Genomic DNA, 25,139 nt, shown 5'->3' with positions numbered 1-25,139 from the left:
CTCCTCTCCCTGACCTGACCGATTCCACCAGGAGGCCGCAATGCGCCTGTCCCGTTTCTTCATCGACCGGCCGATCTTCGCCGGGGTGATCGCCGTCATCATCACGCTGATCGGTGCGATCTCGTACTTCTTCCTGCCGGTCTCCCAATATCCGGAGGTCGTGCCGCCCACCGTCACGGTGACGGCAACCTACCCCGGCGCTTCGGCCGAAACGGTGGCGGAAACCGTCGCCAATCCGATCGAGCAGGAGATCAACGGGGTGGACGGCATGCTCTATCTCTCGAGCCAGTCGACCGGTGACGGGCGGGTGACGATCACCGTCACCTTCGAGCAGGGCACCGACCTCGACGAGGCGCAGGTGCTGGTGCAGAACCGCGTCGCCATCGCGGAACCGCGCCTGCCGGAGGAAGTGCAGCGCCTCGGCATCGTCACCCGCAAGACCACCCCTGACTTCCTGCTGATCGTCAACCTGATCTCGCCCGACGGGTCGCTCAGCCGCGAATACATGTCGAACTACGCGCAGACCCGGATCAAGGACCGGCTGGCGCGGATCGAGGGCGTGGGCGACGTACAGCTCTTCGGCAGCCGCGAGCTGGCCATGCGGATCTGGATCGATCCCGGCCGCGCGGCGGCGCTCAACCTGACGGCGGGCGACATCGTCTCCGCCCTGCGCGCGCAGAACGTGCAGGTCGCCGCCGGCGTCCTCGGCCAGCAGCCGAGCCCCGACAGCGCCTTCCAGCTCAACGTCGAGACGCAAGGACGCTTCACCGATCCCGCACAGTTCGGGAACGTCGTGATCCGCACCGATGCCGACGGGCGCCAGGTGCGCATAAACGACGTCGCCCGGGTAGAGATCGGAGCGCAGGACTACAGCACTTCGGCATTCCTGAACGACAGCGAGTCGGTGATCATTCCGGTCCTGCAGGAACCCGGCTCCAACGCCCTCGCCTCGGCCGAAGTGGTCAAGGCCACGATGGACGAGCTCGCCGCCGATTTCCCGGCCGGTCTCGAATACCGCATCGTCTACAACCCTACCGAGTTCATCCAGCAGTCGGTGGACGCGGTGGTGACCACGCTGCTCGAAGCGGTCGTGCTGGTCGTGCTGGTGATCGTCGTCTTCCTGCAGAAGTGGCGCGCCTCGCTAATCCCGGTGCTGGCGATCCCGGTCTCGCTGATCGGCACCTTCGCGGTGCTGGCGGCGCTCGGATACTCGCTCAACAACCTATCGCTCTTCGGGCTGGTTCTCGCGATCGGCATCGTGGTCGACGACGCGATCGTGGTGGTCGAGAACGTCGAGCGCAATCTGGAGGCGGGGATGTCCCCGTTGCAGGCCGCGCGCACCTCGATGGACGAGGTCGGGGCAGCGCTGGTCGCGATCGTGCTGGTACTTTGCGCCGTGTTCGTGCCGACGCTGTTCATCGGTGGCCTGTCGGGCGCGTTCTACCAGCAGTTCGCGGTGACGATCTCGGCGGCGACGGTGATCTCGCTGATCGTCTCGCTGACGCTCTCGCCCGCCCTCTCCGCCCTGCTGCTTCGCCCGCACCAGCACGCCCCCGAGGGCGCCCGCTGGCGCCGGATGGTCGAGCGGGCCGGCGACGCCTTCAACCGCGCCTTCGACCGCTTCAGCGACAGCTACGGCAGATGGACCGCACGACTTGTCGCCATGCCGCGGCGCATGATGGCCGCCTATGCGGGGCTGATCGCGCTGACGGGAGCGGCGCTGTGGATGACGCCGACCGGCTTCGTTCCGCAGCAGGACCAGGCCTATTTCCTGACCGTGGTGCAGTTGCCCGCAGGCTCGGCGACTTCGCGCACCGAGGCGGTGATGAAGCAGGTCGCCGACCGGGTGCTGCCGATCGACGGGATCGACGGGGTGGTCATGCTTTCGGGCTTCGACGGCACCTCCGAGACGCAGTCCGCCAGCTCCGCCGCCGCCTACTGGGTGCTCGACGACTTCGACGAGCGCGCGGACAAGGGGCAGACCGTCGACGCATTGATTGCCGAGGCGCAGAAGGCGACCGCCGACATCAACGAGGCGCGCCTGATGATCGTCAAGCCGCCGGTGATCCGCGGCATCGGCTCTGCCGGCGGCTTCCGCATGATGGTGCAGGACAAGAACGGCCAGGGCTACCGCGAACTCGAGAGGATCGCCCAGGAAGTGATCGCCCAGGCTAACCAGCAGGAGGGGCTGGCCGGCGTCTATACCTTCTTCGAGACCGGCACGCCGCGCGTGCGCGCCGAGATCGACCGCGACAAGGCGCAGATTCTGGGCGTTTCCCCGTCCGACATCTTCAACACGCTGCAGGTCTATCTCGGCTCGGCCTTCATCAACGACTTCAACCTCCTCGGCCGCACATACCGCGTGACTGCGCAGGCCGACGCCCAGTTCCGGGACAACCCGGCGGACATCGCCAACCTGCACATGCGCTCCGCCAACGGGTCGATGGTGCCGATAGGATCGGTCGCAACGCTGAGCGACACGACCGGACCGTACCGGGTGACGCGTTACAACCTCGCCCCGGCGGTCGCCATCGACGGCGATACGGCGCCCGGCTTCTCCACCGGCCAGTCGCTCGAGACGATGGAGGCGGTCGCCGGCGAGGCGCTGTCGCGTGGGTACGACTTCGAATGGACGGGCATCGCCTACCAGCAGAAGTTCGCCGGCAACACCGCCGCGCTGGTCTTCGTGTTGGCCGTGCTGCTCGTCTTCCTCGTGCTCGCGGCGCAGTATGAAAGCCTCGTCATGCCGCTCTCGATCATCCTGATCGTGCCGATGTGTCTGCTCGCCGCCATGATCGGGGTGAACCTGCGCGGAATGGACAACAACGTGCTGACGCAGATCGGCCTGGTCGTGCTGATCGCGCTGGCGGCGAAGAACGCGATCCTGATCGTCGAATTCGCCCGCCAGGGCGAGGAGCAGCACGGGCTCTCCCCGGCGCAGGCCGCGGTCGAGGCGGCCAAGACCCGCCTGCGCCCGATCCTGATGACCAGCTTCGCGTTCATCCTCGGCTCGGTGCCGCTGGTGATCGCGACCGGGGCCGGCGCCGAGCTGCGGCAGGCGCTGGGAACCGCCGTGTGCTTCGGCATGCTGGGCGTGACCGGCTTCGGCCTGATCTTCACCCCGACCTTCTACGTCGTCTGCCGCGCCCTCGGCGATCGCATCGCCCGCCTGCGCGGCGGCCGCAGCAGCGGCGACTACGCCCTGCAGCCTGCAGAATAGGTGCCCCGATGAAATTCCGTTCCCTCGCTCTCTCGACCCTTTCCGCGCTCGTCCTTTCGGGGTGCGCGGTGGGGCCGGACTACGCCCCTACTCCCCCCCGCCCAGCGTCGTCCGGCCCCTTCCTTTCGGCCGACGACCCGGCGTTTACGCCGGCGCCGCTCCCCGCCGACTGGTGGCGCCTCTACGAGGATCCCGTGCTCGACTCGCTGGTGCAGGATGCGCTGAGGGCGAACACCGATGTGCGCCAGGCCCTCGCTCGCATCGAGCGGGCACGAGCGGGCCTGCGCGGTGCGCGGGGCGACCGCTTGCCGCAAAGCGCGATCGGCGCCGGCGCGACCTACGGCCGGGTGCCGGAGGGCCAGGTACCTCCCGGCGCGGACCGGGAGGACTGGTCCTACGATGCGGGGATCGACGTCTCCTACGAAGTCGATCTGTTCGGACGAGTGAGCCGCGGGATCGAAGCCGCGCAGGCCGATCTCGCCGCGAGCGAGGCCGATGCGAACGCAGTGCGGGTCATGGTCGTCGCCGACACCACCCGCGCCTATGCGGACGCGGCTTCCGGCGCCGAGAGGCTGCGCGTCGCGCGCGAGATCGTGGAGCTGATGAACCAGTCGCTTGCGCTCACCCGCAAGCGCCATGAGGCCGGGCTCGAGAGTGGCCTCGCGGTCGCGCGCATCGCCACGCTGCGCGACCAGCGCGCGGCCGAGATCCCCTTGCTCGAAGCGGCGCGTGCTGCCGCCCTGTTCCGCCTCGCAACCCTCACCGGGCGCGCGCCGGCGGAGCTGCCGCCGATCGCGGGGGAGCGCAGCATCGTGCTCGAGATCGAGCAGCCGCTGCCGGTCGGCGACGGGGCGCAGCTCCTCGCGCGGCGGCCCGACGTGCGCGCCGCCGAGCGGCGCTTGGCCGCATCGACCGCCCGGATCGGGGTCGCGACCGCCGATCTCTATCCGCGGATCACCTTCGGTGGCTCGATCGGCTCGACCGGGCCCGACGTCGGCGACATCTTCACGGGCGGGCCGCTGCGCTGGCTGCTCGGCCCGCTGCTGAGTTGGACGTTCCCCAATCAGGAACCGGTGCGCGCGCGGATCGACGCGGCCGAGGCTGACACCAAGGGCGCGCTGGCCGCCTTCGACGGCGCCGTCCTCGTCGCGCTGGAGGAAACCGAGACGGCGCTGTCCAACTATGCCCGCGCGATCGAGCGGCGGCGGGCGCTCCAGTCCGCCAGGGAGGAAGCGGAAAGGGCATTCCGCATCGTCGGAGCGCAGCAGCGCGAGGGGCAGATCAACTCCCTCGACAGGCTCGATGCCGAACGCACCCTGGCTGAGACGCGCGCCCAGCTCGCGGCGCAGGATGCCGAAGTATCGCGCGCCCAGATCGACGTGTTCCGCACGCTCGGCGGCGGATGGTCGGGCGGTTGAGGGGCTGACCGGCGCGTGGCGGAGGACTCTGCCGCGCCTCACCCACCCCCAACCCCTCCCGCAAGCGGGAGGGGAGCGAGACTTGCTGAGCCGCAGGCGAAGCTAGTCGCAGCGGGGTGGGCGGCCTCTCGAACGTTCTCCATCAAGCATCCGCCGACGACGTAATCACCAAGCTTTTTTCGCGCCGATGTCACATCTGGCAGGTGCCATCTCGTCTTGGTTGCGGAACCCACAAGGAGAACCGACCATGACTGCAAAGCTTGACCCTTTCGCCGCCGCTCCCGCATTGATGAAGGATTGGCTCGATACCTCGACCCGCGTCGCGGGCAGTCTCGAGCCTTCGCTGATCGAGTTGGTGAAGATCCGCGCCTCCCAGATCAACGGCTGCGCCAACTGCATCAACATGCACACCGCCGAAGCACGGGCCCAGGGCGAGACCGAGCAGCGGATCTACCTGCTCTCGGCCTGGCAGGAAGCGCCGTGCTATTCCGACCGGGAGCGGGCCGCCCTCGCCTGGACCGACGCATTGACGCGGCTGTCCGAAGGGCACAGGCATCAGGAGGCCCTCGAGGCCCTGCAGGCGCAGTTCACCGAGGAGGAGCAGGTGAAGCTCACGCTGATGATTAACGTGATCAACGGTTGGAACCGGCTCGCGGTCGGCTTCGGCCTGTGGCACGAATCCCCGGTGCGAGCCGCGGCGTGACCGGTACGGCGCAAGCCGACGAGGCCGCAGCGGGTTTCGACCCGCTGCGGCCGATGCTGCTCCGCCTCGGCTATCGCATGCTCGGCTCGGTCGCCGATGCCGAGGACGTCGTGCAGGAGGCTTTCATCCGCTGGATGCGCTCCGACCGCTCCGAGGTGCGCGAACCCGAGGCTTTCCTCCGAAGGACCGTGACCCGGCTCTGTCTCGACCAGCTCAAGTCCGCCCGGCACCGGCGCGAGACTTACGTCGGCCCGTGGCTGCCCGAGCCGATCGTCGAGGAGGAGACCGATGACGACGTCACCCTGCCGCTGATGCTGGCGCTCGAACGGCTCTCGCCGCTGGAGCGCGCGGCCTTCCTGCTGCACGACGTGTTCGGCCTGTCCTTCGACGAGGTGGCGGAGACGGTGGGGCGCGATACCGCCGCCTGCCGGCAGCTTGCATCGCGAGCCCGTGCCCACATCCGCGATGCGCGGCCCCGCTACAAGCTGGAGAAGAAGCGCGGGCTGGAACTGGCCGAAGCGTTCTACGCCGCGTCGCGGAGCGGCGACATGAGCGCGCTCGGCGCGCTGCTGGCGGCTGACGTCAGCATGCATGCGGACGGCGGCGGGAAGCGCTCGGCGGCCCCGCAACCGATCATCGGGTTCGATCACGTCATGAAGGTGCACAAGGCGCTGGCGGCCTTGTTCGTGAAGCGCCGGTCCACGCTGGTGCGGACCGGCTTCATCAGCGGCCTGCCCGGCTTCGTCACCCGCGAATCCGACGGCGAGCTGCAGACGACCGCATTCGAGATCGAGAGCGACCGGATCGTGGCGATCTACGTGATGCGCAACCCGGACAAGCTGAAGCACCTGCACTAGGCCAATCACTGTGAGCGGAATTTCCGTTTGCGACTGCGCTTGACCTAAACCTTACTTGAAGTTTCATAAAAGCGTCCTCTGCTAACGCGAAGGAGGAACACGATGCATCATCCGCTGAGACTCGGCCTGATCTACGGCAGCACGAGGACCGGAAGATTCTGCGACACGATCGCTGCCTGGATCAGAGAGCGTGTCGAAATCGACGGCGGTTTCGAACTCGACCCGATCGACCCTCAAGCTGCAGATCTTCCCGCTCTGATCGAGAAGATTGGACAGGCCGACGCCTTCATCGTCGCCACGCCCGAGTACAACCACAGCTTTCCAGCGCCGCTGAAAGAACTGATCGACGCGGCCAAAGCGGAATGGGAGGCAAAGCCGGTGGCGTTCGTCTCCTACGGCGGGGTGTCCGGCGGGCTGCGGGCGGTCGAGCATCTGCGCGGCGTCTTCGCGGAACTGCACGCCGTGGGGATAAGGGACACCGTCAGCTTTGCCAGTGCGTGGGAGCAGTTCGACGCCGAAGGCCGCCTGCGGAATCCGGAGCGGGCCGAACGGTCCATGCGGCTGATGCTCGGGCGGCTGGTCTGGTGGAGTCTCGCCCTCAGCGAAGCGCGCGCGGTACGGCCTTACGGGGAAGCGGCATGAGCGGCGCGGCGCTCCTCGAGCAGGCCGGCTCGCCGAAAGTGGACCTCGGCGCCTACTGCGCGAGAATCGGTTATGCGGGGCCGCTCACCCCCACGCTGGAAACCCTCGCCGCCCTGCAGGAGCTCCATCCCGCGGCCATCCCCTTCGAAGCGATCGATGTACTGCTGGACCGCGGCGTCGATCTCGCGCCTGCCGCGGTCGATGCCAAGCTGCTCGGCGCACGGCGTGGCGGGTACTGCTACGAGCACAACAGCCTGTTCAAGCGCGTGCTGGAAGCGATCGGGTTCGAGGTCGAGGGGCTGATCGCGCGGGTCAACTGGATGGCGCCGCCCGACGCGCCGCTGCGCCCGCCGTCGCACATGACGCTCCGCGTCACGCTCGACGGCGCGCCGTGGATGGCGGACGTCGGCTTCGGAAGCTGCGTGCCGACAGCGCCTCTGCGCCTCGACAGCTTCGAGCCGCGGCAGACCGGGCACGAGGCCTTTCGCTTCGTGCCCGTCGCGGGCGAACTGCAGCTCGAGGCGCTGATCGATGATGAATGGCGTTCGAGCTACCGGATCACCGGCGCGCCTCAAATGGACATCGATTACGAGCTTCCCAACTGGTACACCGCGACCCATCCGAGCTCGCATTTCCGCCACCGGCTGATCGTCACCCGCACCACTCCGGAGGCGCGCCACGTCCTCGCCGGACGGCGCCTGACGGTGCGCGCGCCCGACGGCACGACTGAACGGCGCATGCTCACCGCCGACGAGATCGAGCGGGAACTGGCGGAGCGCTTCACCCTGCCGGTGGCGCCGGAGTGGAGGCCCGTGATCGAGCGTGCGGCGGCCACGGAGGACTAGCCGCGCTCGTCACTCGGCCGCGTGGACGCGGACCCAGTCGACCTCCATCGTGATCTCGCCCGCCTTGATCCGCTCGACCGTCTCGGCCGGCAGGCCGTTGTACGGCTCCTCGATCCCGTTGGTCTTGAACGGATAGGCGCCGCCGAGCGCAAAGTTGAGGATCACGAACTTGGGGGTGTCGAAGACCCACTGGCCGTAGTGCTCCACCATCGGCCGGGTGGCGCGGTAGATGGTGCGGTCGTCGACGGTGAACACGATCTCGCTGTCGGACCACTCGACGGCGTAAACGTGCCACTGCGTGACGTCCGTGCCATCTTCGAAGAAGTACTTGTTCACCAGCGGTGTCTCGCCCGAGTAGCCGGGACCATGGAGGGCAACGCCGACCCAGTCCTTCTCGCCGACGTACTCGAGGATGTCGATTTCGCCCGTCTCGGGCCAGTTGCCGTTGCCGAGCAACCAGAAGGCGGGCCACACCCCTTCCGCATCGGGCATGCGGATGCGGGCGGCGGCGCGGCCGTGGGTGAACTCGAACTTGCCGCGGGTGTTGATGCGACCGGAGACGAAGTCGGCCACGCGGCCGGTCGGCGTCTTGAAGCCCTCGCTGAAGCGGGGCTGGAGCACCAGCACGCCGTCCTCCGCACCGGGCACCGCGCCTGCAGGGAGGAGGCGGATCGTCTCCGCCGAGTCGACGTAGGCCTGCTGCTCGTTGTTCACCCAGAACTCGGGGCCAACGACGTTCCATTTGCTGCGGTCGAGCGAGCCGGAATTGAAGTCGTCGGAGAAGATCAGCGCGCCCCGGTCCTGCGCTTCCGCGCCTGACCAGCGGGTGCAGTCGGCATCGCCCTGCCCCTCTTCCAGTCCGGCTTCGAGCAGCGTCAGCGCAAGCCCCCGGTCGCCGTCGATCCGGACGACGTTGCCGACTGCCTCCAGTGCTTCGCCCTCGGTGAAAAGGCAGCGCAGCGGCACGCGCAGCGTGGAAACTTCACCGCGCGGTGCGGTTTCGAGCCAGGAGGCCAGCGGAACCGACTGGCCATGCATCGTCAGCCGTGCATCGCCGTTGCCCGGATCGTCCACGCGCATGTCGATCCGCAGGACGTCGCCCGCTTCGTGCTGCGCCGAGAGATTGGCCGGCGGGCCCTCGATCAGAACCTGGCCCGCCCCGGTCCAGGTGAAGGCCTTGCCGTCTTCCTGCGCGGTCACGTCGATCGCGCGAACCGCGACGGCGCCGCCCGGGCTGGCTACCGCGCCTGGTCCGACCGGACGCTTGCCGCCATCATCGGCGACGGCCAGCACCCAGGGATCCTGCGCCCGCCCGTCAGCAAAGAAGGTCTCCAGATTGAGCGCCTCCGCCAGATCGATGCCCAGGTCCTCCGACAGCGTCGGAACAGTTTGTGGCGCGGCATAGGTCAGCCCGTAGCCGCGCTCGAACAGCGGCTCGGTGATCGGCGAACGCGCGTCGGCGGGCCAGGCGAACGGCAGCGTGCCGCTGAAGTCCCGCACCGGCTCGCCCGAGGGACGCGCCACGAGAACGTCGGCGATGCCGTTCGCCTGCGTGCCCGGCAGCCAGGCCGCAACGAAGGCATCGGAAGCGTTGATCTCCGGGCTGGTGAACATCGGGCGGCCCGACAGGAATACCGAGACCACGGGAATGCCCTGCCCCTTCAGGCGCCGGAGCAACGCGAGGTCTTCGGCCCCGACCGGCTGGTAATCGAGCGTGGGAACGTCGCCCTGCATCTCGGCATAGGGAGTCTCCCCGAACACGACCACGGCGACGTCGGGGCGGCTCTCGAACGATCCGTCTGCGGACAGCGTAGCCGTTCCGCCGGCGTCGTCTATCGCAGTCGAAAGCGCCTGCCAGATCGTCTGGCCGTTGGGGAAGTCGGCCTTGGTCACGTCCGTGCCCTGCCAACTGATGGTCCAGCCGCCGTTCTGCATCGCCATGTCGTCGGCACCCGGGCCCGCGACGAGCACTTTCGCGCCGGGCCGGATCGGCAGGACCGAGCCATTGTTCTTCAGCAGAACGAGGGACTTGGCGACCGCCTCCCGCGCCAGGGCCAAATGTTCGGCCGAGCCGATCGCCGGATAGTCTGCGCGCTCGCGCAGCGGATCGTCGAGCAGACCCAGCTTCGCCTTGACCCGCAGGATGCGGCGCACGGCATCGTCGATCCGCGCCATCGGGATCGTGCCGTCGCGCGCCTGTGCGAGCGTACTGGCGTAGAGCGCCTTCCAGCTGTCGGGCGCCATGAACATGTCCAGGCCGGCGTTGATCGCTGCGGCACACGAGGTGACGGTGCAGTCGGCAACCTGCCCGTGACCGTTCCAGTCGCCGACCACGAAGCCATCGAAGCCCATCCGCTCCTTCAGCACGTCGGTCAGCAAGCTATGGTTGCCGTGGTGCTTGACGCCGTTCCAGCTCGAGAAACTGGCCATCACCGTCAGCGCGCCGGCTTCGATCGCGACCGGGTAGCCGGGGGCGTGAAGCCGCACGAGTTCCTCTTCGGAAATCGTGGCATCGCCCTGGTCGACCCCGTTACCGGTGCCGCCATCGGCGAGGTAGTGCTTCGCGGTCGCGGCGACCTTTCGGTCGGCCAGCGCGCGGCCGGCGGTCAGATCACCCTGCAGGCCTTCCACCATCGCGCCGGCATAGGCTGCCACCAGCGCTGGATCGGAGGAATAGCCCTCGTAGGTCCGGCCCCAGCGCGGGTCCTGCGGAACCGCGAGCGTCGGCGCAAAGGTCCACTCGATTCCGCTCGCGGAGATCTCGCGCGCGGTCGCTGCGCCGATGCGGCGGATCAGGTCGACATCGCGCGCCGCGCCGAGCCCGATATTGTGCGGAAAGACGGTCGCGCCGGGAACGTTGTTGTGGCCGTGAACCGCATCCACGCCGAAGATGATCGGGATCGCCACACCGTTATCAGAATTGGCGAGCGAAGCGGCGCGGAACTCGCGTACGAGCCGGTTCCAGTCCGCAGCGCTCGCGCGTTCGTTGCCGTAGGGTCCGCTGTTGCCGCCCGCGAGGATCGAACCGAGCGGGTACTCGGCAAGATCGGCCGGCTCGATCGCGCTGATGTCCGCCTGGATGAGCTGACCGACCTTTTGCTCGAGAGTCATCCGTGCGAGTAGATCGCCGATCCGCGCCTCGGTAGCAGGATCGGTCAGCGCATCGGGCGAGGACGCGGCAGGCCAGGAGCTCGGATCTGCCTCGGCACGCGATGCGGCTGCGGCCGGATCCGGATCCTGCGCCATCGCGCCCGCACAGGCCATAGCCAGGAACCCCAACGCCGCTGTCCCGATACGCCAGTTCATAATCGATCCTCTCCCCTGCGAATGGCATTATTCGGAGCGCGGCCGAACCTCGGATCGGCGGCGGAGCCATCAAGCTGCGCTCGATCAGCGCGCCGGATACTGCGACCACGTCCTCTCTCTTCCGAATCATCGCTACGCGCCGTCGTGATCGTTCTCAAGAAAAAATGAACGTTCACAATTGGTGGCCCGAGAGAGCTGCCCATGAAAGATCGGAGGAGGGGCGGACGGGAAATCGATCCGCCATACGCCAACGTCACGCCGCTGCGCGACGATTGCGAAGAGGCACTGCCGTCGCGCCAGGGCATGATCTGTTGGGACGGGGCGTTGACCGCGGATGCAAAAGGGTTTCGAACGGGGGGCGAGATAGACAGTGGAACCCGAATCGCGGGTCCGCGATCTCGCGGGGAGAGGGCATTGGCATGGGTACAATCACGAATATCGGCGGCTCCGCGGTAGCCGCGAAACGGGGTTGAGGGGCCGCGCCGATCATTCTCCGATGACTTCCGGACGCATGGACACTGCGCCGCCGGCGGCTTCATCCCTTTCGGCGGGCGACCGACCGGAGGCTGCTCCGCCGGCGCTGCAGTCGACGCGCTTTCTCTATCTCTACGCCCTCGCGGCTGCAGGCGGGGCGGTCGCCTATGTTCCTTTCCTCACGATGCTGCTTCCGGTCAGGGTCTCTTCCCTGGCTGGCGAAGAGGCCGTCTCGGTTCTCGCCTACACCGCCTTTGCCGGGGCGACCGCCGCCAGCCTCGCGAACATCGCCTTTGGTTGGCTCAGCGATCTGACCGGCGATCGCCGGCCGTGGATCGTCGCCGGCCTCGTGCTGTCCTGCCTGCTGCTCGTCTCGGTCCGGACGGCAGCCAGCGTCCCGGTGCTGATCGCCTTCATCGTCGCCTGGCAGGTCTGCCTCAACATGATGCTCGCGCCGTTGGCCGCTTGGGCCGGCGATCTCGTGCCGGACCGCCAGAAAGGGCTGCTGGGCGGACTCCTCTCCTTTGCTCCGGCGCTGGGCGCTCTGTCGGGCGCGCTCGTCACCCTGCCCGCGGTTGCGTCGGCGGATGCAAGGCTCGGTCTCGTCGCGGCGATGGTTGTCGCAATGGTGCTCCCCGCCCTCGTGTTCGGCGCGCCCCGCCCCATGCCGCAGCTGATGATCCCCCGAAAGCCGGAGAAAGCGGTAGACACGGGCGGCCGTGCGGCCCGCACGGCGGTTGCGCGAATGTGGCTCGCACGCCTGCTGGTCCAGATCGCCGAGGCAATGCTGTTCGCATACCTGCTGCTCTGGTTCCGCAGCATCGAGCCCGGCTACAGCGACAACGACACCGCCACGCTGTTCTTCGTCGTGCTGGGTCTCGGCGTCCCCCTCGCGCTTCTGACCGGCCGCTGGTCGGACCGGGCCGACCGCCCGATCGCGCCGCTTGCGGCGGGCGCAGGTATTGCGGCAATCGGCCTCCTGCTCATGGCGCTGGCGCCGTCGCTGACCCTGGCGATCACCGGCTACGTGGCCTTCGGGCTCGCCAGCACCGTGTTCCTCGCGCTCCATTCGGGGCAGACGCTGCGGGTGCTGACGAGGCCGCAAACGCGGGGGCGGGATCTCGGGCTGTTCAACCTCACCAACACCGTCCCTTCGCTCATCATGCCATGGTTCGCGCTGGCCCTGGTACCAACCTTCGGCTTCGCCGCGCTCTTCCTGCTCCTCGCCGGACTGGCCGCGCTCGCATGTATCCTGCTGCTCAGCATATCGCGCCGAGCTTAGCGAACGCCGCGGGGATCAGGCCTCCAGATCGCGCAAGCTGCGGCCGCGCGTCTCGCGCCCGGCCCAGGCGACGAGCCCGCCCGAGGCCGCCATCGGCAGCAAGAGCGCCAGCGCCGTTCCGCCCAGAGTGGGGATGAGGCCCAGCAGCGCGAAGAGCTGAACGGCAACGCCGCCGAACTTGCTGCTTCCGGCGATGAGGCCCGTCGCCCGACCGCGTGTGCCGAGCGGGTAGTTCTCGGCGGTATAGGGGAGGAGCACCGCGATCATCCCGTTCGTGCCCATGATCAGCATGGCGATCACGCCCAGCAGCAGCGGGTCCCACACAAGCAGCTCGGGCGGGAGCAGCGCCCCGACGAGCCCCGCGAGCGTAAGCGCGATCATTCCTACCAGCGTCCACTTGCTGCTCCAGCGGCTGTAGAGCCAGGCGGCCAGCATCACCGTCGGCAGGGCCACAAGCGCCGAGCTCGCGATCGTGCCGCTCGCCAGCTCGGCCGAGTAACCGCGCGCCTGCAGATCGCTCGGCAGCCATAGCAGCAAGCCGAAGTTCACGAAGCTCCACGAAAGGGCCGCGATGGTCAGCGCGAGCGTGAGGCGCCCGTGCCTCTCGTGCGCGACTGGCGCGTCTTCGGGCGGCGGGGCGCGCTCGCGCGGCACGATTCCGTATCTCTGCCTCATCCGGGCAAGCTCCGCGTGGCGGCCCTGTTCGGCAAGGAACCGTGGCGATTCGGGTATGAGCCGCGCGAGTGCCAGCAGGAGCAGCCCGGTCGGAAATCCCTGGAGCCACAGCGCCCGCCATCCGAACACCGGCTCGAAGAGATGGGCTGCGGCGCTCGCGGCGAGATAGCCGCCGACGAGCCCGGTGCCGCCCACGAGTACCAGCACCCAGCTCCTGTGTCGGGGCGGCATGACTTCGGCCAGCAGCGCATAGACCACCGGCAGCATTCCGCCCGCCGACGCGCCCATCAGGAAGCACATGACGAGGTTCCACTCGAACGCCGGCATGGCGCCGCAGATCGCGGTCGAAACGAACAGGATCGTGGAAAGGAGGATGGAGACCCGCCGGCCGTACACGTCGGCGAGCCAGCCCCACATGAAGGAGCCCACTGTCGTCCCGATCAAGGCGACCAGCGGCAGCAGCGCCGCAGTGGCAGGCGTGATGCCGTATTCGCCGATCATCCCCGGCAGCACGAACCCGAGCGTCGCCGGCTTCATGACATCGATCACCAGCCCCAGCGTGAGGACGACCAGCACGCCGGCGTGCCAGCGGTTAAGTGGCGTGGAATTGCGCGCCTCGTAGCTGGTCCCGGCATCGTCGGCATGCCGGGGCTTCCGTTTAGGCAATGCGCCGTAGCACGCCAGCGGGGCGCCGGCCGCGATCAATGCCATGCCCAGGTACATCCACGGGTCCATTGCCATTCCGGCCAGATGGTTGCCCATGGCATGCGCATGGGACAGCATCGGCAGGTGCAGCAGGACCCCGGCGGTGATCGCGGCGCTCCCGGCCCAGAACCAGACCGCCCGCTCGCCGATGACCGAATCCGGCCGTCTTCCCACCCCGCTCATGAATGCGCGCTAGGCCGCTTTGGGCGGCGTATCAATCGTGCAAGGCGCGGCGCGCTGGTTCGACCGCATCGGCGGCGTCCTACCAGTCCACCGGCACTTGCGGATGATGGGGAACGAGAATCAGGGTGTTGTCTTCCACCCGCCACGACTGGAGGCGGGAGAGGAGATTCATGCCGATCACGCTCGTTTCGCCGAGGTTCGGCGCGATCACGGCGTCGAGCCCACGCGCGGCTACGTTGCCGAAGCGCAGGTCGTCGATCGTGGTGATCTCGGCCGAGATCGTGCCGTTCGCGGTGTTGAGCCGTACGGGAATGCCGCCGGTGCGCGGCTCGAGATCGACACGATCGGCGACCTGCGCGGACACCGCCGTCAGCGTCGCGCCGGTATCCACCATGAAGGCGACCGGCTCTCCGTTCACTTCGGCGCGGAGCCAGAAATGGCCGTCGGGTGCCAGAGGAATGCGGGTCTCGCCGCCCTCCACCACCTGCTCGGGCAGGCCGATCTGCGGAACGGCGAGCTCGATCCGCGGATCGAAGCGCGAAAGCTGGAGCACGAGCACGACGAGGATGCCGCCCAATGCGAGCGTGCTGAGGCGGCGGATGGACAGGCCGAACGGCACGTCGCGCCGCGCCATGATCGAACCGACCCAGCCTGCAACGAGCGCGGCCACGGTCGCCAGCAGGAGGCCGGAACGCGGAATCTCCGCGATCACTCCGGCGATGGCGTTGAAGAGGGCATCGAGATCCACGCTGCGGATATAGGTGTTCGCGGCGTCGGGTTCCATGGCCTTGCCGTGTCCCAGCGAAGGCTGGGACCTCAAGCCGCCTGGTCGTCCGGTGCGGAGGGAGACCCCTGCCTTCGCAGGGGCTCGTGGAGGGGGGATCGAGCGAGAGCTTAAGGCGCGCTGCGCGGAATGGTCGCCTCGGCAAGGATCAGGGAAAAGCGCTCCCCGCTGTCGGTCCACCGGCGCACCGGAGTCCATTCGCCGGCGAGGAGCAGAGCATTGGCGCTGCGGCGCGAGAACTTGTGGCTGTTCTCGGTGTGGATCGTCTCGCCCGTTGCGAGCGAGAAACTCTCGCCCGCGACCTCGAAGGTCATGTCGCGCCGCGCCTCGAGATGCATTTCGATCCGCGCAAAATCGTCGTTCCAGCGCGCAACGTGGCGCAGGTCCTCCACCGGAATCGTGCCGTCGAGCTCGCGATTGATCCGCCGCGCGAGGTTGAGGTTGAATTCGGCCGTCACGCCGGCGGCATCGTCGTAGGCCGCCTCCAGCACCGCGGGGTCCTTGATCAGGTCCATGCCGATCAGCAGCTTGGAATCCGCGCCCAGCGTCGCACGCATCGTGCGCAGCAGGTTGACCGCGGTTCGCGGAACCATGTTGCCGATCGTCGATCCAGGGAAGAAGCCGAGCGTGGGCAGCCCCTTGACCGCCTCGGGCAGCGCGACCTCGCGCATGAAGTCGGCCTCGACCGGGTAGACCGGCAGGCCGGGAAACTTGGTTGCCAGGTCGTCGGCCGCCGCCCGCAGGAAGTCGCCGGCAATGTCGAGCGGGACATAGGCTGCGGGGTCGATCGCGCGCAGGAGCAGCGGCGTCTTGACCGAACTGCCGCTGCCGAATTCGACGACGGCCCGCCCCGGGCCGATCTCCCCCGCGAACTCCGCGCCCCGCGCGGTCAGGATCTCGGTCTCCGCACGGGTCGGATAATACTCTTCGAGGCGGGTGATGTCCTCGAACAGCTGCGAACCGGCGTCGTCGTACAGCCACCGCGCCGGTATCGCCTTCTGCGGCTGGTGCAATCCTGCGAGAACGTCGGCGCGGAACGCCCGGTCGACCCCCTCCCCGTCGAGATCGACGAGCGCCATCCCCTCGTTCGCGGCCATCAGACGTCCCTTGCAAGCCTTACGCCGGTGAACTGCCAGCGCTGGTGCGGATAGAAGAAGTTGCGGTAGCTGGCGCGCGAATGGCCGCGCACCGTGGCGCAGCTCGCACCTTTGAGGACGAACTGACCGGACATGAACTTGCCGTTGTATTCGCCGACCGCGCCCGGTGCCGGTGCGAAACGCGGATAGGGCAGATAGGCCGAGCGGGTGAACTGCCAGCAGTCGCCGAACAGGGTGTCGGTGCCGAGGGGCAATGGCGCCGCCGCCTCGTCGAGCTGGTTGCCGCCGGCCGGATCGTGCGCCGGCGCTTCATCGGCGTGCTGGCCGCGCGCGATCGCTTCCCACTCGAACTCGGTCGGAAGGCGCGCGCCGGCCCAGGTCGCGAAAGCATCGGCTTCGTAATAGGACACGTGCGTGACCGGCGCCCGCGGATCGCGCGGCCGCCAGCCGGCGTGGCTGAACTGCTCCCCCTCGCGCCAGTAGAGCGGTGCCTTCACCTCGTGCTCGCTGACCCAGGCCCATCCATCGGAGAGCCACAGGCGCGCGTCGCGATAACCGCCGTCGGCAACGAACTCGTCCCACTCGGCGTTGGTGACGAGGCGCTTCGAGAGCGCGAACGGCTCCAGCAGGACGCGGTGGCGCGGCCCCTCGTTGTCGAAGGCGAAGCCATCGCCGTCATGGCCGATCAGCGCGACGCCGCCCGGGTGGCCGTGCCAGTCGTCCGGCCCCGAGCCCCCGCGAAGGCGGGGGCCTCGGGCCGCGTGGTCGTCCGGTAGCTGCCCGAGATCCCCGCCTTCGCGGGGACTCGCGCTATTGTTGCTCTCCCACATCGCCGGGCCGAGCGGGTTCTGGAACAGCGCGTGCTTGATATCGGTCAACAGCAGCTCCTGATGCTGCTGTTCGTGTGCGATGCCGAGCGCGACCAGCGGCGCGCACTCGGGATTGTCGAGCAGCCCCTCCATCGCGGCGTCGACATGCGCGCGCCATTGGAGAATCTCGCTGACCGTCGGACGCGAAAGCATCCCGCGCCGGCCGCGCGCCACCCGCTCGCCCTCTGCCTCGTAGTAGGAGTTGAACAGGTACGGCCAGTCCCGGCGATAGAGCCGATAGCCGGGCGCGTGGTCGCGCAGGAGGAACGTCTCCCAGAACCAGGTCGTATGCGCGAGGTGCCATTTGGCCGGCGACGCATCCTCCATCGACTGGATCGTCGCATCGGCATCCGACAGCGGCGCGGCAAGCGCCTCGCTCAGCGCGCGCGTGCGACGGAAATCGTCGGCCAGTTTCGATGCGCCTTCCCATCGAGGGGCCGCTTCGGGCTGGGGCACGGAACTCTCCTGTCGCTACCAGTCCGCAGCGATGATGGCGGAAATGGTCGGCGAAGGAAAGGGCCGGGACGATAGCGATTGCGGCGAATAGTCGGGATAGCTGAAGCCGTATCGGCGGCGGACATGCGAAGTCATCCGGCGGCGAACCCGGACATGACGCCGTGGGAAACAAAGGAACCGCGCGGCCGGCGCGTCGCCAGGGCGTGCGCTGGATTTGGGGCAGGCGGGCGGCGATTTGTCCTGTCTGCGAACGGCCGGAGTACGCTCATCCGCGGCGCGTCCGGCTCGGCTCTGTTTCACAGCGATCGGCAGGCGGAGGGCAAGAGCTCGCGCACAGTCCCCCCGGCCCCGCGGCTGATCCGCCGCGCCACCGGCGCCCGCGTCCGCCTTGCCGCGGGAGAGCCTGCCACGTTTGGCAGGATGCCCGGCAGGCGCTGGGGCGCGCATCCGAATCGCGGCTTCCGGCTGTAGGTTCGGGTCGAGCTCGACGGTCTGACCATGACCGCCCGCCCACGCGCACCCGCGCCGGCCGCGTCGCCGCCCGGCAAGCCGGACGGCGAAGGAGGGAGGCAAGCCGGTCTCGCCCGCTCCCGGTCCTCGTGCCCCTGTGAGGTTCAGGGGCGGCGACATTGCTAACCTATTTGGTTATGAATGTCAAGAGCAAAGTTGGCCGGTCTGCCTGACCAAGGGCATCCCGCTTGCGAGACGGATCAGAGGGTATTCACCCCCCGTCCCTTTGCCGTTATCGTCGCGGTGGGGAATTTGAGGGGGGGGTCAATGAAATATCTGGTCGCTTTCCTACTTGCGTTGAGCGCATGCTCGCCGGCTCGGGCCCATTGGCACGAGGCGCAGTCCGAACACTTCGTCGTCTATGCCGACGACAGCGCCAAGGACGTGAAGAAGTTCGCCGAAATGCTCGAGCGCTACCATTCGGCTCTGCGTGTCCTGACCCAGCGCGATATTCCTTCGCCGAGTCCGTCGAACCGGGTAACGATCTTTGCGGTCGGCCACGAGCGCGACGTCCGCAAGCTCGTCGGAGACGATGCGCGCAACGTGGCCGGGTTCTATATCCCCCGCGCCGGCGCGTCGCGCGCCTTCGTACCAGACGTGCGCGTTTCGCACGGCGAACCGCATTTCTCGTTCATCGTGCTCCTCCACGAGTATGCGCACCATTTTCTCATCGGCAGCTCGCGCTACGCAATGCCGAACTGGCTGAGCGAGGGTGCGGCAGAATTCTTCGCGTCGAGCCGATTCCCGCGGGATGGATCGATCCAGATCGGGCGCCCGGCCTATCACCGCGCGGCGGAGCTGCATTACTCTGCGGACGTGAGCGTCGAGGAACTTCTCGATTACGAGCTTTACGAACAGAACCGCGGTAAGGGCCACGACGCGTTCTACGGTCGCGCCTGGGCGCTCTACCATTACCTGACCTTCTCGGAGGAACGCGGCGGTCAGTTGGCGCAATACTGGCTCACGATCGCCGAGGGCACCCCCGCGCGAGCGGCGGCCGAGCAGGTCTTCGGAGATCTCGACGTGCTGGAGCGCGAACTCGACGCCTACTTGCGGCAGCGGCGGTTGAACCTCTTCAATCTGAAACCCGAGCAGGTCCCCATCGGAAACATCACCGTACGCCAGCTGAGCGAGGGCATGGATGAAGCCATGCCGCTGCGCATCCGCTCGCAGCGCGGGGTATCGCGTGAACAGGCGCTCGAACTGCTGCCGGACGCGCGCAAGGTGGCCGCGCGCTACCCGAACGATGCGGACGTTCTCGCCGTGCTGGCGGAGGCGGAGCACGACGCCGGCAACGATGCAGAGGCGATCGCCGCCGCCGACCGCGCGATCGCCATCGATCCGACGGTCAAGAACGCCTACGTGCAGAAAGGGCTGTCTCTATTCCGCATCGCAGGTGAGGCGGACGATCCCGATGCCGCCTATGCCGCCGCGATGGTGCCGTTCAGCGAGCTCAATAAGCTCGAGAACGATCATCCTTTGCCGTTGATCTACTACTATCGCAGCTTCCTCGAGCGCGGCGAGACGCCGACCGAAACCGCGAGACACGCGCTCGAACGGGCGGCGGAGCTGGCGCCGTTCGACCGTGATCTGGCGCTGAATGCCGCGATCATGCAGATGGGCGAAGGCAAGATCGAACTCGCCCGCTACAACCTCAAGCCGGTCGCCGCAGATCCACACGGCGGCGGCCTGGCGGACCAGGCACGCGCCGTCCTGGAGAAGCTCGACGGGGTTGAAGAGGGAACAGCGCTGCTGGGCGCCGAGGTGTGGGGCGAGCCGGAGGCAGCCGCCAGCGATATGCCGGCGGAACCCGCCGAAGAGGTGCCGCAAAGCTAACACGCCACCGAAGCCGGCGGCGCGGCGCATGGTGACCCGGCCCCCTCTGCGATGCACGGCGCGAAGGGCGGGGGCCGGCCGCAGTCGCTCGAGCGGCACAGACGAGGGTTCTACGCTATGAGGCGCAGCCTTGCGGCGTAAAGGCCCCTTTGCCCGCGCTGCGGCCAGATGATCTCAGGCGGCGTCGGCGCGGCGTTCCACGGCTTCCAGCCGGATCATGTCCGCCAGCAGGAATGCGAGCTCGAGCGACTGCGCGGCGTTGAGACGCGGGTCGCAGTGCGTGTGGTAGCGGTCGCCCAGCGCCTCATCGGTGATCGCGATCGCGCCGCCCGTGCATTCGGTCACGTCCTGCCCGGTCATCTCGATATGGATGCCGCCCGCGTGACTGCCTTCGGCACGGTGGACCGCGAAGAAGCCCTTCACTTCGGTCAGGATGCGGTCGAAGGGCCGTGTCTTGAAGCCGCTGTCCGACTTCACGACGTTGCCGTGCATCGGATCGCAGCTCCACACCACCGGGTGCCCTTCCCGCGTGACGGCACGGACGAGGCGCGGCAGGCCGACTTCGACCTTGTCGTGACCGAAGCGGCTGATCAGGGTGATCCGCCCCGGCTCGCGCGCGGGGTTGAGCGTATCGAGCAGCGTCAGCAGGTCGTCCGGCTCCAGGCTCGGACCGCACTTGAGGCCGAGCGGATTGCCGATACCGCGCGCGAATTCGATGTGGGCGCTGCCCGGGAAGCGCGTGCGATCGCCGATCCAGACCATGTGCGCGCTGGTGTCGTACCAGTCGCCGGTCAGCGAATCCTGCCGCGTCATCGCTTGCTCGTAGGGCAGCAGCAGCGCCTCGTGGCTGGTGTAGAAGCTCGTGCCCTGGAGCTGCGGCACGGTCGCCGGGTCGACTCCGCAGGCTTCCATGAAGTCCAGCGCCTCTCCGATACGGTCGGCGGTCTCGGCGAACTTCTCCGCCCACGGGCTGCGGCCCATGAAGTCGAGCGTCCACTGGTGGACCTGGCGCAGGTTGGCGTAGCCGCCGCCGGCGAAGGCGCGCAGGAGGTTCAGCGTTGCCGCGGCCTGCGAATAGGCGCGCACCATCCGCTGCGGATCGTTGCGGCGGCTCTCGGGCGTGAACTCGATGCCGTTGACGTTGTCGCCGAGGTAGCTCGGCAGAGTCACGCCGTCCTTGGTCTCTGTCGGCGCGCTGCGCGGCTTGGCGAACTGGCCTGCCATGCGGCCGACCTTCACCACCGGCAGCTTGCCGGCAAACGTCAGCACGACCGCCATCTGCAGCAGCACGCGGAAAGTGTCGCGGATGTTGTTCGGGTGGAACTCGGCAAAGCTCTCGGCGCAGTCCCCGCCCTGGATCAGGAAGCCCTCGCCCTGAGCGACCCCGGCAAGCTCGGCCTTGAGTGCGCGCGCTTCGCCCGCGAACACCAGCGGCGGGTAACTGCCGAGCGTAGCCTCCGCATCCGCGAGCGCCTGGGCGTCGTCGTACTGCGGAAGGTGCCGTGCTTCCTGCGCCTTCCAGCTATCGGGAGTCCAATTGCGAGCCACGTGCCGATCTTTCCGTGTTTGCGGGGCCGCGCATTGAAAGCCAATGCGCGGCGAGCCGCAAGGGCAATTAACTTTCGGTCGCTGATGGTTGCGCTATGCGCGGATCAGCGACCGGCGACCTCCGCTTCGGATCCAGGCGCCGCGCGGACCAGTTCCTGCCCCTGGGGAATGACCGCGAGGCGGAAGCCCGGGCGGGCGGCAAGGTGCCGCTGGGCAAGCTGCTGCATCGCCTGCGGTGTGGTCACCGTATAGTCGTTGAGCAGCGAGCGCACCAGTTGCACCCTGCGCGGATCGCGGGTCGACCCTTCGAGCTGGTACATCCAGAAGGTGTTGCCCGTGGAGGCGCGGTTGATCAGCTGGCGCAGCGGCTCGGTCACGCGAGCCAGTTCGTCCTCGGTCGGAGGATTCGCCGCCAGGTCGGCCGCGATCTCGTCCGCCGCCGCGAAGAAGGCCGGCACGTCCTGCGGTCGAAGCTGCGCAATCGCGGTGAGCCGTCCGCCCTCCTGCAAGTCCACCGGCCAGGTGTTCATGACTTGCGGCGCGTAGCTCGCTCCCGCCCGCTCGCGCATCGCGTCGATCAGGCGGTTGCTGAACAGGTTGGCGAGGATCTCGAGTTGGCGGGATTCGGGCAGCCGCTCGACCCCGCCGCCCGTCGGCCATGCGATGACCGCAGCCGCCTGATTGGCATCACCGCGGTGATGCAGCACGACCGTGTCAGTCGAAGGTGCAGGGAAATCGGGCGTGCGCGCAGCGATTTCGGCCGGGATCGGCGTGCGCTCGGGCAAAGCGCCGAAAGTATTGCGCAGGGCCTCGAGCGCGGCGGCGCGGTCGAACTCGCCAAAGATCGCGACCTCGATCGGCCCCTGCTCGAGCAGGGGCTCCCAGACTTCGCGGAACTTCTCCGGCGTCGTCCCTTCCAGCATGGCGAGGTCGGGCGTCGCATAACGCGGATCGCGATCGCGCAGATAGTATTCGAGGTCGCGGTTGAGCACCGCGCTCGGGCTGGTGGAGTAGCTCTCGTAGGCGAGACGTGCGGCCGCCTTGGCGCGCAGCACCGGGTTCCCGTCCCACCGCGGCATCGCAAGCTTGGCAGCGAACAGGTAGAGCTGGTCCGCGAGATCGGCGTTGCGCGTCTGCGCGGAGAAGGTGAACGCGGCATCTTCGACCTCGAAGTTGAAGGCCATCTTGCGGCCGGTCGAGATCCGGTCGAGTTCTTCCTGCCCGAGTTCGCCCACGCCGGACTGGACGAGCGCCGCCTCGCCCAGCGCGCGGTAGACCGCATCGTCTTCGTCGAACCCGCGGAATCCCGCACCGAAGCGCACGCGCACGGCCACCCGGCCGGGTTCTGCATCGTTCGGCCACAGGATCGCCGTGACGCCATTGTCGAGCTCGATCCGCTCGATTCCGAGCAGGCCGAGCGACGATTCGTCTACGACCTGCCCCGGCTCCCCGATCGGGGGAAGGTCCTCGAACGAGATCGGGGAGCTGTCGAGCCGGGCGCTCGGGTCCGGAGCAACCTCGGCTTCCAGCGCCGTCTTGAGCGCCGCGGCGTCGGCTTCTCCGGTGGCGGGCGTGACATAAACCGAGCGCATGACATCGCCGGAGAACAGCGCGCGGGTATGCTCGAGCACGGCTTCGGGCGTGAACTTCTCCTTCATGCCGCGAAACACCGACAGCACGGTCTCGGGCGCGGCGACCGTCTCGCGGATATCGACTGCAGTGACGATGTCGTCCGCCAGCTTGGATCCGGCCATCACGGCGCGCTGCTCGACCATGCTTGCGAAGACGACGTCGAACTCGGCCATTTCGCGCGCGATTTCCTCCTGCGAGGGCGGCGTCGCGAGCGCGTCGGCGATCACGGCCCGCACGTCGGTCAGCGCGGCTTCCCAATCCTCGCTCAGCGGGGCGACCGTAACGAAGGTCGCATCGGTCGAACGGCTGACATCGTCCTGCTGGACCTGCGCGTAGAGATACGAGCCGCCCGCCCGCGCCCGTGCTTCCAGCCGCCGGTTGATCAGCGCCTGCGAAAGCGAGTCGAGCAGCAGGCCCTCGTTGTATTCGATCGTATCGTCGACCTTCCGCCACGGGCGCATGATCGCGTAGGTCAGCGAACGCGGCAGATCGGGTTCGACGAGCACCGCCGTCTCGCCGACCGGGTTCTCGCCGGTCGCGCCGGGCGGCGGCACCGGGTCGCCGAAATTCGGCGCCTCGACGTGAGGGCCCTTGCCCTGCCAATCGCCGAACCACTGCTCGACCAGCTGCGCTAGCCGCACCGGATCGATATCGCCTGCGGCGACGATCACGGTGTTCTCGGGCCGGTACCAGCGGTCGTGGAATGCCTGCACGGCTTGCGCTGTCGCACCCGTCAACGTCTCCTCGGTGCCGATCGGCATGCGCTCTGCAAGCGGCTGGCCGGCGAACAGCGTCTTGCGCGTCCCCTCGACCACGCGTTCCGCCGCACCGCCGCGCTCGCGCTTTTCGGCCAGCACGATCGGCACTTCGGCAGCCAGGTTCCTCTCGTTGAGCACCGGTTCACGGATCATGCCCGAGAGGAGCTTGAAGCTCTCCTCCAGCGCCTGCGGCGTCGCGTTGGGCAGGTCGAGCTTGTAGACCGTCTGGGTCGGCGTGGTTTCGGCATTGGTGTCGCTGCCGAACGTTGCGCCGAGGCGCTGCCAGGTCGGGATCGCCATGGCGGGGCCGAGGTATTTGCTCTCGCGGAAGCTCAGGTGCTCCATCAGGTGCGCGAAGCCGCGCTCGTCGTCCCGCTCGTGCAGCGAGCCCGCGTCCATGCGGATACGGATCGAGACCTGCCGCGGCGGCACGCCGTTCTTGCGCACGGCGTAGCGCAGGCCATTGTCCATCTCTCCGAACAGCCATTCCTTGTCGCGCGGAACATCGCTCCCGCGATAGATCCACGGCACCTCGTCACCGGTCTGGAGCGACTCGGGTGCACCTGCGGGCAGAGCCTGCTGCGCCGTTGCGGAAGGCGTCAGGAGCGCGAGGGGGAGGAGGAGCGCGAGGCGCCGGACGGCGCGCGGGAGAAGAGTCATGCGCGCGGTTATAGGGAGCCGGGCGATGAAGGGATAGTGAATGCGTGCGGCCCTTGCCCGGCGGGTCCCTCGACCCTACATCGCGGGCATGTTCATCGAGACCGAAACCACGCCGAACCCCGCGAGCCTGAAGTTCCTGCCCGGGCGGCAGGTCATGCCCTCCGGCACGCGCGAGTTCGCCAGCCCCGAAGCGGCCGAGGCGAGCCCGCTGGCGCAGGCGATCTTCGACACGGGCGAAGTCACCAACGTGTTCTTCGGCGCCGACTTCGTTTCGGTTACCGCGGCGCCGGGCGTGGAATGGTCCTCGCTCAAGCCGCAGGTCGTCTCGATCCTGCTCGACCATTTCGTTTCCGAGGCGCCGCTGTTCGCGGGCGGCAACGCGAGCGGCATCGCAGTGCCGGGCGAAAACGAAATGCTGGTGGACGACGATCCGGAAGACGCGGACATCGTCGCCCAGATCAACGACCTGCTCGAAACGCGGGTGCGCCCTGCCGTCGCCGGCGACGGCGGCGATATCCAGTACCGCGGCTTCCGCGACGGCGTCGTCTATCTCCAGCTCCAGGGCGCCTGTTCCGGCTGCCCGAGCTCGACCGCGACGCTCAAGCACGGGATCGAAGGCCTTCTGAAGCACTACGTGCCCGAGGTCGTCGAAGTCCGCGCGGCCTGATTTTTCCATTTT

16 protein-coding genes are annotated in these 25,139 nt (G+C 68.0%); 9 read left to right on the top strand and 7 right to left on the bottom strand.

The annotated features are described in order from the left end of the window. The first annotated feature begins 40 nt into the window (after positions 1 to 40). The 6 genes from ETX26_RS03030 to ETX26_RS03005 all read left to right on the top strand — a co-directional run bounded on the left by ETX26_RS03030 (position 41) and on the right by ETX26_RS03005 (position 7,685). Complete coding sequence (locus ETX26_RS03030) at positions 41 to 3,220, top strand: efflux RND transporter permease subunit (RefSeq protein ID WP_129523203.1); 3,180 nt, start codon at positions 41 to 43, stop codon at positions 3,218 to 3,220. A gap of 8 nt (positions 3,221 to 3,228) precedes the next feature. Beyond that, the gene (locus ETX26_RS03025) at positions 3,229 to 4,638 is read left to right on the top strand and encodes an efflux transporter outer membrane subunit (RefSeq protein ID WP_129523202.1); all 1,410 of its coding nucleotides are present in this window, start codon (positions 3,229 to 3,231) and stop codon (positions 4,636 to 4,638) included. Between the two features lie 247 nt (positions 4,639 to 4,885). Then, positions 4,886 to 5,341: a carboxymuconolactone decarboxylase family protein gene (locus ETX26_RS03020; protein ID WP_129523201.1), complete on the top strand. Its 456-nt coding sequence runs from the start codon at positions 4,886 to 4,888 to the stop codon at positions 5,339 to 5,341. After that, positions 5,308 to 6,198, top strand: coding sequence for a sigma-70 family RNA polymerase sigma factor (locus tag ETX26_RS03015; RefSeq protein WP_404825258.1), 891 nt, complete (start codon positions 5,308 to 5,310; stop codon positions 6,196 to 6,198). The genes ETX26_RS03020 and ETX26_RS03015 overlap by 34 nt, the downstream gene beginning before the upstream one ends. 102 nt (positions 6,199 to 6,300) lie before the next feature. Beyond that, positions 6,301 to 6,840 (top strand): NADPH-dependent FMN reductase, encoded by a 540-nt coding sequence (locus ETX26_RS03010; RefSeq protein WP_129523199.1) that lies wholly within the window; start codon positions 6,301 to 6,303, stop codon positions 6,838 to 6,840. Next, positions 6,837 to 7,685: an arylamine N-acetyltransferase family protein gene (locus ETX26_RS03005; RefSeq protein ID WP_129523198.1), complete on the top strand. Its 849-nt coding sequence runs from the start codon at positions 6,837 to 6,839 to the stop codon at positions 7,683 to 7,685. Before ETX26_RS03010 ends, ETX26_RS03005 begins: the two co-directional genes overlap by 4 nt. A gap of 9 nt (positions 7,686 to 7,694) precedes the next feature. Here ETX26_RS03005 and ETX26_RS03000 read toward each other — a convergent pair whose 3' ends face one another. Beyond that, positions 7,695 to 10,991 carry a glycoside hydrolase family 3 N-terminal domain-containing protein gene (locus ETX26_RS03000; protein ID WP_165271680.1) on the bottom strand — a complete coding sequence of 1,099 codons (3,297 nt, stop codon included), beginning with the start codon at positions 10,989 to 10,991 and terminating at the stop codon, positions 7,695 to 7,697. Positions 10,992 to 11,502: 511 nt separating this feature from the next. Here ETX26_RS03000 and ETX26_RS02995 point away from each other — a divergent pair. Beyond that, entirely contained in the window at positions 11,503 to 12,747 is a 1,245-nt protein-coding gene (locus ETX26_RS02995; protein WP_129524119.1) for an MFS transporter, read from the top strand. Between the two features lie 15 nt (positions 12,748 to 12,762). Here the strand turns inward: ETX26_RS02995 and ETX26_RS02990 are convergent, their stop codons facing one another. The 4 genes from ETX26_RS02990 to egtB form a co-directional block, all read right to left on the bottom strand. Further along, complete coding sequence (locus ETX26_RS02990; protein ID WP_225425476.1) at positions 12,763 to 14,310, bottom strand: MFS transporter; 1,548 nt, start codon at positions 14,308 to 14,310, stop codon at positions 12,763 to 12,765. Between the two features lie 79 nt (positions 14,311 to 14,389). Then, the gene (locus tag ETX26_RS02985) at positions 14,390 to 15,094 is read right to left on the bottom strand and encodes a retropepsin-like aspartic protease family protein (protein ID WP_225425475.1); all 705 of its coding nucleotides are present in this window, start codon (positions 15,092 to 15,094) and stop codon (positions 14,390 to 14,392) included. Between the two features lie 110 nt (positions 15,095 to 15,204). Beyond that, positions 15,205 to 16,191, bottom strand: coding sequence for an L-histidine N(alpha)-methyltransferase (egtD, locus tag ETX26_RS02980; protein WP_129523197.1), 987 nt, complete (start codon positions 16,189 to 16,191; stop codon positions 15,205 to 15,207). Then, positions 16,191 to 17,516 carry an ergothioneine biosynthesis protein EgtB gene (gene egtB / locus ETX26_RS02975; protein ID WP_129523196.1) on the bottom strand — a complete coding sequence of 442 codons (1,326 nt, stop codon included), beginning with the start codon at positions 17,514 to 17,516 and terminating at the stop codon, positions 16,191 to 16,193. Before egtB ends, egtD begins: the two co-directional genes overlap by 1 nt. A gap of 777 nt (positions 17,517 to 18,293) precedes the next feature. Here egtB and ETX26_RS02970 point away from each other — a divergent pair. Next, complete coding sequence (locus ETX26_RS02970; RefSeq protein ID WP_129523195.1) at positions 18,294 to 19,862, top strand: DUF1570 domain-containing protein; 1,569 nt, start codon at positions 18,294 to 18,296, stop codon at positions 19,860 to 19,862. Positions 19,863 to 20,036: 174 nt separating this feature from the next. Here ETX26_RS02970 and ETX26_RS02965 read toward each other — a convergent pair whose 3' ends face one another. Further along, entirely contained in the window at positions 20,037 to 21,410 is a 1,374-nt protein-coding gene (locus ETX26_RS02965; RefSeq protein ID WP_129523194.1) for a class II 3-deoxy-7-phosphoheptulonate synthase, read from the bottom strand. 104 nt (positions 21,411 to 21,514) lie between these two features. Beyond that, entirely contained in the window at positions 21,515 to 24,460 is a 2,946-nt protein-coding gene (locus ETX26_RS02960) for a M16 family metallopeptidase (protein WP_129523193.1), read from the bottom strand. An 88-nt stretch (positions 24,461 to 24,548) separates the two neighbouring features. Here ETX26_RS02960 and ETX26_RS02955 point away from each other — a divergent pair, with 88 nt between their 5' ends. After that, a complete protein-coding gene (locus ETX26_RS02955; protein ID WP_129523192.1) occupies positions 24,549 to 25,127 on the top strand; it encodes a NifU family protein in 579 nt (192 codons plus the stop codon). The last annotated feature ends 12 nt before the right edge of the window (positions 25,128 to 25,139 follow it).

Origin of the sequence: Pelagerythrobacter rhizovicinus (assembly GCF_004135625.1) — a bacterium.
GTDB lineage: Bacteria > Pseudomonadota > Alphaproteobacteria > Sphingomonadales > Sphingomonadaceae > Pelagerythrobacter > Pelagerythrobacter rhizovicinus.
The sequence above is the reverse complement of the archived record's forward strand: the minus strand, read 5'-3'. Positions and strand labels throughout refer to the sequence as shown.